This is a genomic window from Amycolatopsis sp. NPDC114478, assembly GCF_055633805.1.
This window is the reverse complement of sequence record NZ_JBVKDO010000001.1, coordinates 458,535-474,004: the sequence shown is the minus strand read 5'-3', so window position 1 is coordinate 474,004 and position 15,470 is coordinate 458,535. Positions and strand designations below refer to the sequence as shown.

General features: G+C 73.1%; 8 protein-coding genes. 6 read left to right on the top strand and 2 right to left on the bottom strand.

Translation table 11 applies throughout. The features are described 5' to 3' along the window. The first annotated feature begins 125 nt into the window (after nucleotides 1-125). From ACZ7OH_RS02210 to ACZ7OH_RS02190, 5 genes are read left to right on the top strand one after another with little or no spacing between them, the layout of a single operon-like run. Complete coding sequence (locus ACZ7OH_RS02210) at nucleotides 126-5,882, top strand: SDR family NAD(P)-dependent oxidoreductase (protein ID WP_470279192.1); 5,757 nt, start codon at nucleotides 126-128, stop codon at nucleotides 5,880-5,882. Continuing rightward, the gene (locus ACZ7OH_RS02205) at nucleotides 5,876-9,721 is read left to right on the top strand and encodes a beta-ketoacyl synthase N-terminal-like domain-containing protein (RefSeq protein WP_470279191.1); all 3,846 of its coding nucleotides are present in this window, start codon (nucleotides 5,876-5,878) and stop codon (nucleotides 9,719-9,721) included. Before ACZ7OH_RS02210 ends, ACZ7OH_RS02205 begins: the two co-directional genes overlap by 7 nt. Further along, nucleotides 9,718-10,008, top strand: a complete 291-nt coding sequence (locus ACZ7OH_RS02200) for an acyl carrier protein (RefSeq protein ID WP_400893939.1) — start codon at nucleotides 9,718-9,720, stop codon at nucleotides 10,006-10,008. The genes ACZ7OH_RS02205 and ACZ7OH_RS02200 overlap by 4 nt, the downstream gene beginning before the upstream one ends. After that, nucleotides 9,996-10,772: an alpha/beta fold hydrolase gene (locus ACZ7OH_RS02195; protein ID WP_470279190.1), complete on the top strand. Its 777-nt coding sequence runs from the start codon at nucleotides 9,996-9,998 to the stop codon at nucleotides 10,770-10,772. Before ACZ7OH_RS02200 ends, ACZ7OH_RS02195 begins: the two co-directional genes overlap by 13 nt. Then, a complete protein-coding gene (locus ACZ7OH_RS02190) occupies nucleotides 10,769-11,875 on the top strand; it encodes a glycosyltransferase (RefSeq protein ID WP_470279189.1) in 1,107 nt (368 codons plus the stop codon). Before ACZ7OH_RS02195 ends, ACZ7OH_RS02190 begins: the two co-directional genes overlap by 4 nt. Here ACZ7OH_RS02190 and ACZ7OH_RS02185 read toward each other — a convergent pair. Continuing rightward, nucleotides 11,872-12,705 carry an ABC transporter permease gene (locus tag ACZ7OH_RS02185; protein ID WP_470279188.1) on the bottom strand — a complete coding sequence of 278 codons (834 nt, stop codon included), beginning with the start codon at nucleotides 12,703-12,705 and terminating at the stop codon, nucleotides 11,872-11,874. The genes ACZ7OH_RS02190 and ACZ7OH_RS02185 overlap by 4 nt on opposite strands. Further along, nucleotides 12,702-13,637, bottom strand: a complete 936-nt coding sequence (locus tag ACZ7OH_RS02180) for an ATP-binding cassette domain-containing protein (RefSeq protein WP_470279187.1) — start codon at nucleotides 13,635-13,637, stop codon at nucleotides 12,702-12,704. Before ACZ7OH_RS02180 ends, ACZ7OH_RS02185 begins: the two co-directional genes overlap by 4 nt. 254 nt (nucleotides 13,638-13,891) lie before the next feature. Between ACZ7OH_RS02180 and ACZ7OH_RS02175 the strand changes: the two genes are divergently transcribed. Next, nucleotides 13,892-15,457 carry a DUF6801 domain-containing protein gene (locus ACZ7OH_RS02175; RefSeq protein ID WP_470279186.1) on the top strand — a complete coding sequence of 522 codons (1,566 nt, stop codon included), beginning with the start codon at nucleotides 13,892-13,894 and terminating at the stop codon, nucleotides 15,455-15,457. The last annotated feature ends 13 nt before the right edge of the window (nucleotides 15,458-15,470 follow it).

Here is a 15,470-nt window from a genome sequence, read left to right as displayed (position 1 = left end):
GGCTATGATCGTGCGGTGTTCCACGGTTTCGCACCCTAGCACGAGTATTGCTTTTTCCGGGCCTGGTGCGTTATTCCTGTGATTGGTCTCGTGAAGATCACCCCACCCGCACAGGAGGTCCACCGATGGCCGAGCTCGTCCCGCCGTCGCACGCTCGACGGCTGCGGTGCCTCGGCATCGGCGACCCCGGCGCGGTGGCGGCCGTCGCGCGCGGCGGGGGTCTCGGCGTGCTCGACGGCGCCGATCCGGTCGCGCTCCGGCTCGTCGCCGCCCGGGTCCGGGTGCCCTACGGTGTGCGCACGGACGGCCCGCTTCCCGAGGGAGCTGCCTTCGCCGTCCGCACGACGGCGCCGTGGACCGGCGTCCTCGCCGAGGTGTCCGATGTGGCCACGGCCGCGGAGGCCGTCGCCGGCGGCGCGCTGGGACTGCTCGCCCGGGGCGGCGAACTGAGTGACTTCGTTCTGCTGCAACAGCTTCTAGGTACCTTCGACGTCCCGGTGTGGGGCCGGGCGGCCGGCCCGCGGACAGCGGTGGGAGCGCTCGCCGGGGGCGGCGCCGGGGTACTGCTGGAGTCCACAGTGGAAGCGGACGTCCGCCGGGTAGTCGGCGCGTCGTTCCCGGTGGTGACGCCGTCGGATCGGCTGTGCCGGACGCTGGGCAGCGCGCTGCCGGTCGTCCAGGGCCCGATGACGCGGGTGAGCGACCAGCCCGGGTTCGCGGCCGCGGTCGCCGACGCGGGCGGGTTCCCGTTCGTCGCGGTCGCCACGGCGAACGGCGCGCGCACCACCGACCTGCTCACCCGCACCGCCGAGCGCCTCGGCGACCGGGCGTGGGGCGCGGGGATCCTCGGGTTCGTCCCCGACGACCTGCGCGCCGAGCAGCTCGCCGCGATCCGGGCCGTCCGGCCGCGGTGCGTGCTGATCGCGGGCGGCAAACCCGGGCAGGTCAAGGCCCTGGAAGCGGACGGGATCGCGACCTTCGTGCACGTGCCCTCGCCGATCCTGCTCGGCCAGTACCTCGACGCCGGGGTCCGCCGGTTCGTCTTCGAGGGCGCCGAATGCGGCGGGCACGTCGGGCCGCGGTCGAGTTTCGAGCTGTGGGAAGAACAACTGGCCGTGCTCGGCGCGGCGAAGGACGTCGAGGTGCTCTTCGCCGGCGGAATCCACGACGCCCGGTCCGCGGCGATGGTCACCGCGATGGCGGCACCACTCGACGCGGTCGGCGTCCTGATGGGCACCGCCTACCTGTTCACCGAAGAGGCCGTGGCGCACGGCGCGATCACCGGGCTGTTCCAGGAACGGGCACTCGCGGCCGACGCGACGGTCACCCTCGAAACCGCGCCGGGCCACCGCACGCGCTGCCTGCCGAGCCCGTACACGGCGGAGTTCGAGCAGGTCAAAGCCGGGTTGCGGGACGTGCCCGCGCAGGAAGCGTGGCAGCGGCTGGAAGAGCTGAACACCGGACGGCTGCGCGTCGCGAGCAAGGGCGTCCGCCGGGACGGTTCGCGGCTCGGCGAAGGGACCCAGCTCGCCGAGGGGATGTTCATGGCCGGCCAGGTCGCCGTGCTGCGCGACCGCCGGACGACGATCGCCGAGCTGCACCGGGAAGTCACGTCGGGGAAAACCTTTGCCCGGCGGGAAGAACCGGAGCCGCGGGACAGCCGGGACATCGCCGTCATCGGGATGGCCTGCACGTTCCCCGGGGCGCCGGACCTGGACGCGTTCTGGTCGAACGTCCTGCGCGGCGAGGACGCCGTCACCGAGGTGCCGCCGGAGCGGTGGGACCCGTCTGTCTACTTCGGACAGTCGACGTCGAAGTGGGGCGGGTTCCTGCCGCCGGTCGCCGTCGACCCCTTGGACTACGGCATCCCGCCGTCGGCGATGGGCAGCATCGACCCGGCCCAGCTGGTGTCGCTGGAGACCGCGCGGCGGGCGCTGGCCGACGCGGGGTACGGCGAGCGCGAGTTCGACCGCGAGCGGACGAGCGTCGTGTTCGGCGCGGAGGCGGGTGGCGACCTCGCCAACGCCGGCACGCTGCGTTCGCTGCTGGTCGGCTACCTCGACGAGGTGCCGCCCGAGCTGCTGGCCCAGCTGCCCGAGCCGACCGAGGACACGTTCCCCGGCACGCTCGCCAACGTCATCTCCGGCCGGATCGCCAACCGGCTCGACCTCGGCGGCGCGAACTACACGGTGGACGCGGCGTGCGGGTCGTCGCTGGCCGCTCTCGACCTCGCGGCGAAGGAGCTGCGCGCCGGGACGAGCTCGCTGGTGCTGTGCGGCGCGGTCGACCTGCACAACGGCATCCACGACTACTTGATGTTCACGTCGGCGGGCGCGCTTTCGCCGACGGGCCGCTGCCGCCCGTTCGACGCGGCGGCCGACGGCATCGCGCTCGGCGAGGGGGTGGCGTGCCTGGTGCTGAAGCGCCGGTCCGACGCCGAACGCGACGGCGACCGGATCTACGCGGTGGTCAAGGGCGTGGGCGCGGCCAGCGACGGCAAGGCCTTGGGGTTGACCGCGCCGCGTCCGGAGGGGCAGCACCGGGCGCTGGAACGGGCTTACCAGGACGCGGGTGTGTCCCCTGTGGACGTGGGGCTGGTGGAGGCGCACGGAACGGGCACGGTGGTCGGCGACGCGACCGAGCTGCGCACGTTGACGGGGTTCTTCTCGTCGGCGGGGGCGGCGCCGGGGTCGTGCGTGCTGGGATCGGTGAAGAGCCAGATCGGCCACACGAAGTGCGCGGCGGGCTTGGCCGGGCTGATCAAGGCGGCGCTGGCGTTGTGGCACGAGGTGGTGCCGCCGACGCTGAACTTGAGCACGCCGAACGCGGCGTGGGACGCGGAGACGAGCCCGTTCACGTTCACGACTTCGGCGCGGCCGTGGGCGGAACCGGCGAGGCTGGCGGGGGTGAGCGCGTTCGGCTTCGGCGGGACGAACTTCCACGCGGTGCTGGGAGCGGGCCCGGTAGCCCCGGACCGGCGCCATGGGCTGCGGGATTGGGCGCCGGAGGCGGAACAGGCACTGGAGGACCTGCAGCGTGTGGTGGCCGAGCGGCTGGCGGTGCGTGCAGGGAATAGGGATGCCGACCCCGGCAAGGTCGCCTTTCTCTTCCCCGGCCAAGGCAGCCAGCGCCCCGGGATGCTCGCCGAGCTCTTCGTCCACTTCCCGGAACTCGCCGACCTCCTCCGGCTCGCCCCCGATGTCGCCGCGAAAGCGTTTCCACCGCACGCCTTCCACTCCGCCGAAGCCCAAGAACGAGCCCTCATCGACACCCGCGTGGCTCAACCCGCGCTCGGGCTCGTCGAAACCGCCGTTGCCCAGCTCCTCGAGGAAACCGGCGTCCGGCCGGACTTCCTCGCCGGGCACAGCTACGGCGAACTCGTCGCGCTCTCGGTCGCCGGGGCCTTCGACACCGAGACCCTCCTGCGCGTCAGCCACGCCCGCGCGCACGCCATCGCCGACGTCGCCGAGCCCGGGACCATGGCCGCCGTCAAGGCGCCGCGGGATCGGCTCACCGCCACCCTGATCGGCCCGGACGTCGTCGTCGCCAACCACAACGCGCCGGAACAAGTCGTCCTTTCCGGACCGGTCGCCGCTGTCGAACGGGCGATCCGGCGGTTGCGCGAGATCGGCGTCAGCGCCCAGCGGATCCCGGTCGCCTGCGCCTTCCACAGCCCGCTGGTCGCCAGAGCCGGCGACCTCTTCGCCCACGAGCTCACCCGCGAACCGATCCGCGAGCCGCGGCTGCCGGTGTGGTCGAACCGCACCGCGAAACCGTACGAAGGCGACGTCAAAAGCGAACTCGCCGCGCAGATCGGCGCCCCCGTGCGGTTCCTCGACCAGATCGAAGCGATGTACGACGCCGGCGCGCGCACGTTCGTCGAGGTCGGGCCCGGCCGGGTGCTCACCCGGCTGGTCGGGGAGATCCTCGGCGACCGCCCGCACACCGTCGTCGCGTGCGGCCCCGACCTCCCGGCTTTCCTGACCGCGCTGCGAAAACTCGCCGACGCCGGTGTCGACGTCCGCACCGAGCGGCTGACCAGGGAAAAGCGCCCGGCACCGGCCCCGACCGCCTGGGCCGTCGACGGGCGGTCCGCCCGCGCCCCCGGCGCCGAGACGCCCGCCCTGCCCCCGGCCCGACGAATCCGGAGTTCCGCCATGACCCAGCCCGCTTCCGGCCGCGACCAGGCCGTCGTCGACTTCCTGCGCACCACCCGCGAGCTCGTCGCCGCCCAGCGGGAGGTCATGCTCGGCTACCTCGGCAGCGCGCCCGCGCCCGTCGTCGTTCCCGAACCCGTGCGACTCCCGGAACCCGAGCCGGAACGACAGCCCGAACGGGAACCCGAAGCCGACGTCCTCACCACCGTCATCGGCGTGATCAGCGAACGCACCGGCTACCCGGCCGAGATGATCGCCGGCGACCTCGACCTCGAAGCCGACCTCTCCATCGACTCCATCAAGCGCACCGAGATCGCCGGGACGCTGCTGGGCCGCCTCGGCCTGCCCGCCGACGACCGCACCGACCAGCTCAGCCGCGACCGCACCGCGAACGCCCTGACCGCGCACCTCGAGAGCTGGCTGAACCCCACGCCGGCCGCGGCCGCGCCCACGCGGTACCGGCTCGAGCGGGTGCCCGTCCCGCTCGACCCCGATCCCGAACGGCTGCGCGGCAAGTCCGTCGCGATCATCGGCGACGACGAGTCCGTGCGCGCCGCGTTCATCGGAGCCGGCGCCGAGATCGTCACCGGGGACGCCGACATCACCGTCATCCTGGCCACGGACGCCCCGGAAGTGTTCACCCACCTCAAAAACGCCAAGGGGACCGTGCTCGTCGCGGCCAAGCCGGGAACGCCGGGCCTCCGCGGCCTGGTCCGCTCGGCCGCGCTGGAACGCGACGGCGTGACGCGGCTCGTCGAAGCCGACCAAGACCTGGCGAAAGTGCTCGTCGACGAGGCTCTCAGCGACGGCCCCTCGGTGGTCGGCCACGACGAGACCGGCCGCTTCACGATCGAGCCGCGCCCGGCGGACCTCCCGTCGATCGCCTACTCCGGCGCCGGACCGGGCGGCGGCGAACTCGCCGCGCTGGGCCTCGGCCCGGACTCCGTCGTCCTGCTGGTCGGCGGGGCCCGCGGGATCACCGCCCGCGCGGCGATCGCGTTCGCCGCCTCCGGCTGCCGGCTCGAACTCGCCGGGCGGACGCCGTGGCCGGGCGAGCCGGACGACCTGCCGGCCGACCCCACGGCGATGCGCGCGGTGCTGGCCGGCCGCGGCGGCTCGGTGGCCGAGATCGAACGCCGGGTGCGGACCGTGCTGGCCCAGCGCGAGATCGGCCGCACGCTCGACGAAATCCGCGCGGCGGGCGGGACCGCGGGCTACACCTCGCTCGACGTGCGCGACCCGGACGCCGTGCGGCGCCTGGTCAAGAACCTGCCCAGCCGGCTCGACGGGGTCGTCTTCGCCGCCGGTGTCCTCGACGACAAGCTCATGGCGGACAAGGACGAGCCGTCGTTCCGGACCGTGTACGAGACCAAAGTGGACGGTGCGCGGATCCTGCTCGACGCGCTCGACGCCGAACCCGGGTTCGTCACGTTCTTCGGCAGCATCGCCGCGGTGCTCGGCAACCGCGGCCAGACCGACTACGCCGCCGCGAACGACGCCCTGGAAGCACTCGCGAAGGACTGGCCCGGCCGGGCCGTGACCGTCCACTGGGGACCGTGGGCGCCCGCGGCCGACCACAGCGGCATGGTGTCCCCGGAGCTCGCGCGCGAGTACGAGCGCCGGGACATCAGCCTGCTCGACGCGGACGCGGGCACCGCCGCCCTGCTGCGGGAACTCGCCTACGGCACCGACCGCGCGGTGCTCTACACGGCGTCGCTGTGGTGAGCCAGGAGCCGGTCGCCATCGTCGGCATGGGCGTGTTCCTGCCCGGCGCGTCCACAGTGGACCAGTACTGGCGCAACCTCGTCGACGGCGTCGACGCCGTCACCGACATCCCGGCGCACCGCCGCGACCCGGCGTTCCACGGCCACGACGGCACCGCGCCGGACCGGACCCACGGCCGCCGCGGCGGTTTCGCCCCCGACACCATCGAGTTCGACCCGGTCGCCCACGGCGTCCCGCCGACGTCGCTGGAAGGCACCGAACCGGACCAGCTGACGGCGCTGGCCGTCGCCGTGCAGGCGGTCGAGGACGCCGGGGGCCTCGGCCGGCTCGGCGACCCCGAACGGATCGGCGTCGTGCTCGGCCGCGGCGGCTACCTCTCGCCCGGGCTGCAGGGCTTCGACCAGCGGGTCCGGACCGTCCGGCAGATCACCCGCACGGTCGGCGAGCTCCTGCCGTCGGCCGGCCCGGACGTGCTCGACCGGCTGCGGACGGCGCTGCTCGAACCGCTCGGGGAGTTCCGGCCGGAGACCGCCGCCGGGCTGGTGCCGAACCTGGCCGCGGCCCGCGTCGCCAACCGGCTCGACCTCGGCGGCCCGGCGTACACAGTGGACGCGGCTTGCGCGTCTTCGCTGGTCGCGGTCGACCAGGCGATCGGCGAGCTGACCCGGCACCGCTGCGACGTCGTCTTGGCGGGTGGTGCGCACCAGACGCACGACGACACGCTCTGGTCGCTGTTCACGCAGCTCGGCGCGCTGTCGCCGAGCCAGCGGATCAGCCCGCTTTCCCGTGAAGCCGACGGCATGCTCATCGGCGAGGGCACCGCGCTCGTCGTGCTCAAGCGGCTGGCCGACGCTCGTCGCGACGGCGACCGCGTGTACGCCGTGGTCCGCGGCAGCGGGACGTCGAGCGACGGGCGCGGCGCGAGCCTGCTCAGCCCGTCCGTCGCCGGGCAGACTCTCGCGCTGCGGCGGGCCTGGGACGGACTCGACCCGGCCCGGATCGGCCTGCTGGAGGCCCACGGCACGGCCACGCCCGCCGGGGACGCCGCCGAGCTGACCACCGTCGCCGACGTCTTCGGCCAGGCCGAGGGGCGCGGGGCTCGGTCGGTGATCGGCTCGGTCAAGTCGATGATCGGCCACACGCTGCCGACGGCCGGGGTCGCCGGCCTGGTCAAGGTGGCCCTCGCGCTGCACCACGGGGTGCTGCCGCCGACGCTGCACTGCGCCGACCCGAACCCGCTGCTGGACAAGACCCGGTTCCGCGTGCTCGCCGAGGCCGAGGAGTGGGGTGCGCTGCCGCGGGTGGGTGCGGTCAACGCGTTCGGTTTCGGCGGCGTCAACGCGCACGTCGTGCTGGAGGCGGGCGTTGACGCCGCGCCGAAGCGGCGGGTGCGCGTCGACGAGCCGGAACGCGTGCTGCGGCTGGCCGCGAACACGCCCGAAGAGCTGCTGGAACGCCTCGACCGGCCCGGCGACGGCGACGGGCCGTGCCGGATCGGGATCGTCGGTCCGGACGAGCGCAAGCTCGCCACGGCCCGCAAGGTGCTCGCCAAGGTGGCGGCCGAGGGCCGGTCGTGGCACGGCGGCGGGGACGTCTGGTGCTCGGTCGACCCGCTGTTGCCGGCCGGGAAGGTCGCGTTCGTCCACCCGGGACTGGAGGACGGCGCCGAACCGCGGATCGACGACGTGGCCAAGCACTTCGGCCTCGACCGTCCACAGTGGTCGACGGCGAGCGTGCTCGACCGCGCGGCGAGCGTGTCGGCGAGCGGGCTGCTGCTCGACCAGGCCCTGCGCCGGCTGGCGATCCGGCCGGACGCGCTCGCCGGGCACAGCGTGGGCGAGTGGACCGCGATGCAGTCGGCCGGGATGTACCGCGCGGGGCCGGACCTGCTGGAACGGTACTGGCCCGACGGGTTCGAGCTGCCCGACGCGGACTACCTGGTGCTGGGCTGTCCGGCCGCGCGGGTGGCCGACCTGCTGCCGGACGACCTGGTCGTATCGCACGAAAACGCGGCGAAGCAGACGATCGTGTGCGGCCCGCCGGAGTCCGTCGCGAAGTTCGCCGAGACCTGCCGCGGCGCCGGGATCGTAGCGCGGACACTGCCGTTCCGCTCCGGCTTCCACACCCCGTTGCTGCGGCCGTACCTCGGGCCGTTCGCCCGGCTCGCCGCCGACCTGGACCTGCGGGAGCCGACGGTGCCGGTGTGGTCGGCGACGACCGCGCGACCCTACCCGGCCGAGCCGGACGCCGTCCGCGAGCTGTACCTCGTGCACCTGATCCGCCCGGTCCGGTTCCGGGCGCTGACCGAGGCGCTGCACGACGCCGGGTTCCGCGCGTTCGTGCAGGTCGGCGCCGGGCAGCTCGGCTCCTACGTCACCGACACGCTCGGCGAACGACGGCACTTGGTCGTCGCCGCCGCGTCCGGCACCCGGTCCGGGCTCGCGCAGCTGCGCCGCGTCGCGACCGCGTTGTGGGTCGAAGGCGGCAGCCCGGACTTCGCAGCGCTCGAACCGCGGCGGGTCCGGCTCGCCACCGGGAACTCCCTGCTGTCGCTGGGGGAATCGGCCCGTGGCCTGCTCGACGAACGCGCAGTGCCGGAACTGCCGCCCGGGGTGCCGGACGCGATCGTCGCCGAGTTCACCGCCCTGCTCAGCGAGACCCGGCAGACCGCGGCGGACGTCGTCGCGGCGGCCGCGCGCCGGCGCGTCGAGTCCACTGTGGACGTCTCGGTGGCCGCGATGCCGTACCTGCGCGACCACCGGTTCTTCCGGCAGCGGGACGGCTGGCCCGACGAGTCCGACTTCCGGCCGGTCGTGCCGGCGACGACGCTGGTGGACCTCGCGTGCCGGTCCGTCGAACGCACCTGGCCGGGCACGACGGCGGTCGCGGTGCGGGACGCGGTGTTCTCGCGGTGGCTCATCGCTTCCCCGGCGCAGCGGGTGCCGCTGGCGATGAGCCGCGAGGGCGACCAGGTGACCGTCGAGATCGGACCGTACGCGCTGATGACCGTCGAGCTGGGGACGTACGCGCCACCGCCGTCGCGGACCGCCGTGCCGGGCCCGGAAACCGCGCCGCCGTTGAGCGCGGCCGAGATCTACGCGCGGCGCGAGATGTTCCACGGGCCCTCCTACCAGGGCCTGGCCCGGCTGACCGGGCTCGGCGAGCAGCACATCCGCGGCGAACTGGTGGTCCCGGAAGCACCCGGCGGGCTGCTCGACAACGTCGGCCAGCTGCTCGGCTGCTGGCTGATGGCCACCCGGTCCGACGGCCTGCTCGCCTTCCCGCGGTCGATCGGCCGGCTCACCTGGCACGGGCCGGAACCCGCGCCCGGCACGCGGCTCGAGTGCCTCGTGCGCGTCCGGCTGCCGCGGCCGGACGTCCTGGAGATGGACGCCGAGCTGGTGCGCGACGGCCGCGTGCTGGCGAGCGTCGAGGGCTGGCGGGACGTCCGGTTCCCCTGCGACCGCGCGGCCCACCGCGTCTACGCCTTCCCGGCGGAGAACCTCCTGGGCGAACGGCGGGACGACGGCTCGGTCACGGTCACCGACCGCTGGCCGACGGTCGCCGCCCGGAACATCTACGCCGGTGTCTACCTCAGCGCCGAGGAACGCGCGGAGTTCGCCGCCGTCCCGCCGCGGCGAGCCCGCGGCTGGCTGCTGGAACGCATCGCGGCCAAGGACGCCGTCCGGGCCCGGCTCGCCGAGCCCGTCTACCCGGCGGAAATCCGCGTCCACGCCGACGGCCGGGTGTCCGGCCGCGGCCGCGCACTCCCGGGCTTCGCCGTCACGGTCGACCTGACCGGGGACACCGCCACCGCACGACTCAGGAGCACGCCATGACCCTCGACCACGCGTCCGCCGTCTTCGACGTCGTCGCCGAGCTGCTGACACAGCTCACCGGCGACGCCGAGGTGCTCGGCATCGAGATCACGCCGAGCACGACGTTCCACGAGGACCTGCAGCTGGAGAGCATCGACCTGGTGACCTTCGCGAGCATCCTTTCCGAGCACTTCGGCGCGGACGTCAACCTCGCCGAGTACCTGGCGGAGAAGGACCTCGACGACGTCATCGGGCTGACCGTCGGCGACATCGCCCGGTTCGTGGGGGAGCGCACGTGCCCACGATGACCGTGAACGGGCTGCGCACCAACGTGCAGCTCGTGCCCGCCGGCGGCACCGAGACCGTGGTGTTCCTGCACGGCATGGGCACCGACAGCCTGGCGAGCTTCTACCTGACGCTGGCGCCGCCGGTCGCGGCCGCCGGCATCGACGTGATCAGCTACGACCTGCGCGGGCACGGCAAGACCGAGCGCCCCGAACGCGGCTACACGCTCGGGGACTTCGTCGCCGACCTCGACGACCTGCTGCGGCAGCTCGGCGTCGACCGGCCGGTGCACCTGGTGGGCAACAGCTTCGGCGGAACGCTCGCCTACAGCTACGCCGTCGCTTGTCCGGAACGGGTGCGCAGCATCGTGTGCATCGAGTCCGAGCCCGCGACCGAGGTGTGGGCGGGCAAGATGACCGAGATCCTCGCGCACACCGTGCGGTTCCTGCAGGTCGAAGAGAGTTTCGACTGGATCGAGGCGAACTTCAGCGCCCACCACCGGCGGCTCGCGCGGATGGCGGCCGAGCGGATCACGTCGACGAAGATGGCGGAAGAGGTACCGCTCGGGCCGTTGCTGACGTGGGAGCAGGTGGCCGCGATCGGCTGCCCGGTGCTGTCCATCCTCGGCAGTCACGGCTACCAGGCCGACGACCTCGAAGCCTTGACGTCGTTGCTGCCGCACGGCGAGCTGCACGTCTTCGAGGGGCAAGGGCATTCGGTGCTGGTGGAGCAGCACCGGGAGGTGCGCGAGCTGGTGCTGAAGTGGGTCGAACGGCACGCGGCGTGAGGTTCCTGCTGGTCGTGCCGCCGCTGGCCGGGCACGTGGCGCCGTTGCGCGGGGTGGCCGCGGTGCTGACTTCGCGGGGCCATTCCGTGGCTTGGTGCGGCCCATCGCCGGAAGTGTCCACTTTGGTCTCCGGGCGCGTCTTCCCGGCCGGGGACTCGTCGCCGTTTTCGCTTTCCCTTCGGCCGCCCGGATTACGGGGTTTCGCCGCGTTGAAGTACCTGTGGGAGTCGTACCTGGTTCCTTTGGCGGACGCGATGGTGCCGGGGGTCTTGTCGGCGGTGTCCGCTTTCGCGCCCGATGTGGTCGTGGTGGACCAGCAGGCGATGGCGGGGGCGCTGGTGGCCGCGCGGTGCGGGCTGCCGTGGGCGACGTCGGCGTCGACGTCGACCGAGCTGGCCGACCCGCTGGGTTCGCTGCCGAAGATCGCGTCCTGGGTGGGTGAGCTGCAGGCCGGGCTGCGCGCCCGGCACGGCGTCCTGCTCGGCGACCTGCGGTTTTCGCCGCACTTGGTGCTGGCGTTCACGACCCGGGCCCTGGCCGGCGAGTCCCGGCTGGCGGTGCCGGTGTCCTACGTCGGCCCGGCGCTGCCCGCGGCTTCGGGCGACTGGTCCCCTGTGGACGATCGGCCGCTGGTCGTGGTGACGCTGGGGACGTCGAACGCTTCGGCGGGTGCGCGGTTCCTGGCCGAGAGCGTGGACGCGTTGGCCGGGATGCCTTCCGTGCAGGGGCTCGTCGTGGACCCGTCCGGTGGGCTGGTCAGTGAGAACGTGCTGCTGGCCCGGCGGATCCCGCAGGTGGCGGTGTTCGCGCACGCCTCGGTGGTGGTCTGCCACGCCGGGCACAACACGGTGTGCGAGGCGCTGTCGGCCGGAGTGCCACTGGTGGTCGCCCCGATCCGCGACGACCAGTCGATGCTGGCCCAGCAGGTCACCGCCGCGGGCGCGGGCGTGCGGGTCCGGTTCGATCGCGTGAAAGCGGCGGACCTCCGCACGGCGATCGAGGCGGCGGAGGCTTTCCGGCCCGGCGCGTCCCGCATTCGCGAGTCGTTCGAGGCGGCGGGTGGTGCGGAGGAGGCGGCTTCACACCTGGAGTCGCTGGGCTAAGCGCGGTTGCGGAAGGTGCGGGCCGCCAGGAACGAGCCCGCCACCGCGGCCACCGCCGCGATCACCAACGCCGTCGCCACCGACCAGCCGATCGGGCGGGCCAGCGCCAGCGCCCGGGTCGCGTCGATCGCGTACGTCAGCGGGTTCACCGCCGACACCGCGCGGACCCACGACGGCATCGTGTCCAGCGGCATGTACGCGCTCGAGGAGAACATCAGCGGGAACATCACCACGAACGACGCCGCCTGCAGTGTTTCCGCCTTGCGCAGCCACGTCGTGATCGCGACGAACACCCAGCTCAGGCACCAGCCCACCACCAGCGTCAAGACCAGCGCCAGCCCCAGGCCGAGCACCCCGCCCGCCGGGCGGAACCCCAGGAACACCACGCTCGCCAGCGCCGTCACCACCAGCTGGACGCCCAACCGCGCCGAGTCGGCCAGGGTCCGCGCCACCAGTACCGAGAACAGCGAGATCGGCAGGCACCGCAGCCGGCCGGTGAAGCCGCCGTAGATCTCGGCCAGCAGGCCCGCGCCCGAGCTCATCGCCGTCGTCATCGCGATGTTGACCAGCGTTGCCGGGACCAGGAAGTTCACGTAACCCTGGTACGCCGCCACGCCCGGCAGCGCCCCGACGCCGCTGAACACCTGGCTGAACAACAGAAGCAGCACCACCGGCTGCAACAGTCCGAAGAAGACCAGCCGCCGGTCGCCGAACGCCGTGCGCAGCGAACGCGCCGCCAGCACGCGCACCTGCGTCCAGAAACCGGATTCGGGCCACGCCGCCGGGTCGGCGAGGGCGGCCACCGCCGCGTGGTGGCGGGCCTGCGTCACGACGCCACCGCCGTCCGGTGCAGCGAAAGGTAGACGTCGTCGAGCGTCGGCTCGGTCACCGTCAGGTCGCGCAGCGGCGCGCCGGCCGCGTCGAGCGCGCGCACCAGCACCGGGATGTCGCCCGGGCCGCTCAGCGGTACCGACAGCACCAGCCCGGTGCGGCCGGCCGCCAGCCCGAGGCGGGACAGGGCGTCCACCGCGCGCCGCAGCGCGAGTTCGGTGCCGAACGTCAGCGTCGCCGTCCGGTTGCCGAGCCGCGCCTTGAGCTGCGACGGCGTCCCGGACACCGTGATGTGGCCGAGCCCGAGGACGACGACGTGGTCGGCGAGCCGGTCGGCCTCTTCGAGGTACTGGGTGGTCAGCACGACGGTCGTGCCGCGCGCGGCCAGGCCTTCGACGACCGACCACAGCCCGGACCGGCTGACCGGGTCGAGGCCGGTGGTCGGCTCGTCGAGGAACAGCACCTGCGGCGCGCCGACGAGGCCCGCGGCCAGGTCCAGCCGCCGCCGCATCCCGCCGGAATAGGTGCCCGCCGGCCGGTCGGCGGCGTCCTCCAAGCCGAACGACGCGATCAGCTCGGCCGCCCGCGCCTGCGCCTGCCGCGGTTTCGCGCCCAGAAGCCGGGCGATCAGCACGAGGTTCCCGCGTCCGGACAGGGCGTCGTCGACCGCGGCGAACTGCCCGGTCACGCCGATCCGCCGCCGGACCGCGCGCCCGCGCTGCACGACGTCGTAACCGCAGACCCGGGCGGTGCCGGCGCTCGGCCGGACGCGCGTGCTGAGGATGTCGATCAGCGTCGTCTTCCCGGCGCCGTTGTGGCCGAGGACCGCCAGCACCGCGCCGCGGGCGACGCTGAGGCTGATCCCGGCGAGCGCGGTGACTTCGCCGTAGGTCTTCGCGAGGTCCGTCACGGCGATGACCGGCTGGTTCATGGCCGCTCCTTTCCCTGCCCGCGAAAAGGTATCGGGGAACGGCCGATCCGGGCAAGAAGATCGCCGCCATTCGCCGGGCACGTGACAATTTTCGCGAGCCTGGATAGCACGTACATGACAAGGGCTGACCTGCGTGACCCTTCACAGTGGGGGCGCTCCCATGCGCGTGACAAAGAATTCCGGGCCGCTTGTTAACCCGGTTTTACGGAGGTACTTTTCGCTGAAATTACCCCCATTCCCCGAGGTGACGATCCGTGAAGTTTTCGTGGAAGTCGAGAAAGCCCGCCTACGGCTTGGCCGTCGCGACCGTCGCGGGCGTCGCGGCGACGGTCGCGCTGGTGGGGGCAGGGCCGACCCAGGCCGCGCCGGTGAGCCTGACGCTGAACTACAACTGCCCGTTCCCGCTGATCGGCGACCAGGTGCTGTCGGTGAAGATCGACACGAACCTGCCGGACAACGCGGTCGCGGGCGCCTCGTCGACGCCGATCACCTTCGACGTCGACGTCACCGTGCCGGCGACCGCGACCGACGGCCTGGCGCTGGTCGGCGCCACGTCGCTGGACGGTTCGGCTAAGGCCGCGGCCGTGCTCAAGTACCCGGTCGACAAGACGCTGAACCTGAACCTGCCGCTGACCATCGCCTCGACGCCGGTCCCGCCGTCGGGCGCGTTCCACGTCAAGAGCAGCGGCAAGGCGCCGGCCGTGACGTTCCCCAGCCCGGGCACCGCGTCGGTGACGGTCGGGAACTTCAGCACCACGATGACCCCGCGCAACGCCGCCGGACAGCCGACCGACCTCGGCACGTTCACCTCGGACTGCGTCGCCGTCCCGGGCCAGAACCAGCAGCTGGGCACGTTCGAGATCAAGCCGGCGGGCGGCACGACGACGCCGACCACGCCGACGACCCCGACCACGCCCACAACGCCGACGACCGCGCCGACGACCCCGACCACGGAGCCGACGACCCCGACGACGGAACCGACCACGCCGACGACGGAGCCCACGACCCCGACGACTCCCACCACTGAGCCGACGACTCCCACGACGGAACCGACGACCCCGACGACCCCGACGACTCCGACCACGGAACCGACGACTCCCACGACGGAGCCGACCACGCCGACGACGGAACCGACGACCCCGACAACCCCGACCACGGAACCGACGACCCCCACGACCGAGCCGACCACGCCGACGACGCCGACGACGGAGCCGACGACTCCGACCACGAAACCGACCACGCCGACGACCCAGCCCACGACCTCGACCACCGAACCCACCACGCCGACGACCCAGCCGACCACGCCGCCGGGCGGTATCGAGGTCAAGTACTCGGTCAAGGGCAAGTCGCAGCTCAAGCAGCTGCACGCCACCCTGCCGCTCGGCCCGGGCAGCCTGGACGCCAAGCTCGACGCCGCGTCCGGCAAGTTCGGCGCCCAGCTCGCGCTGCCCAGGTCCGAGGTGTACTTCCGGGTGCTCGGCTTCATCCCCGCGTCCGCGACGGTGAAGCTCAGCCAGGTCGGCGCGATCAACGGCACGCTCACCGGCGGTGCGGTCAAGGCGAACGCGCAGGTGGACGTCCAGCTCACCAAGGTCCGCGTGTTCGGCTTCCCGATCCTGTCGTCGAGCTCCTGCCACACGGTGAAGCCGGCCGACGTGCCGCTCGTGTCGGCGGCCGGGTTCGACCCGCTCAAGGGCGGCAAGCTCACCGCGACCTACGGCATCCCGCAGTTCACCGGCTGCGGCTTCCTGACCGGCCTGATCACCGGCCTCACGTCCGGCCCGGGCAACAAGCTGGAAGTGAACCTGACCAAGAAGTGAAGTTGTGACGCGG

Excerpts from the sequence above, each read along its gene's own strand:
- ACZ7OH_RS02210 (WP_470279192.1), top strand. The coding sequence starts at position 126 with ATGGCCGAGCTCGTCCCGCCGTCGCACGCTCGACGGCTGCGGTGCCTC.
- ACZ7OH_RS02200 (WP_400893939.1), top strand. The coding sequence starts at position 9,718 with ATGACCCTCGACCACGCGTCCGCCGTCTTCGACGTCGTCGCCGAGCTG.
- ACZ7OH_RS02180 (WP_470279187.1), bottom strand. The coding sequence starts at position 13,637 with ATGAACCAGCCGGTCATCGCCGTGACGGACCTCGCGAAGACCTACGGC.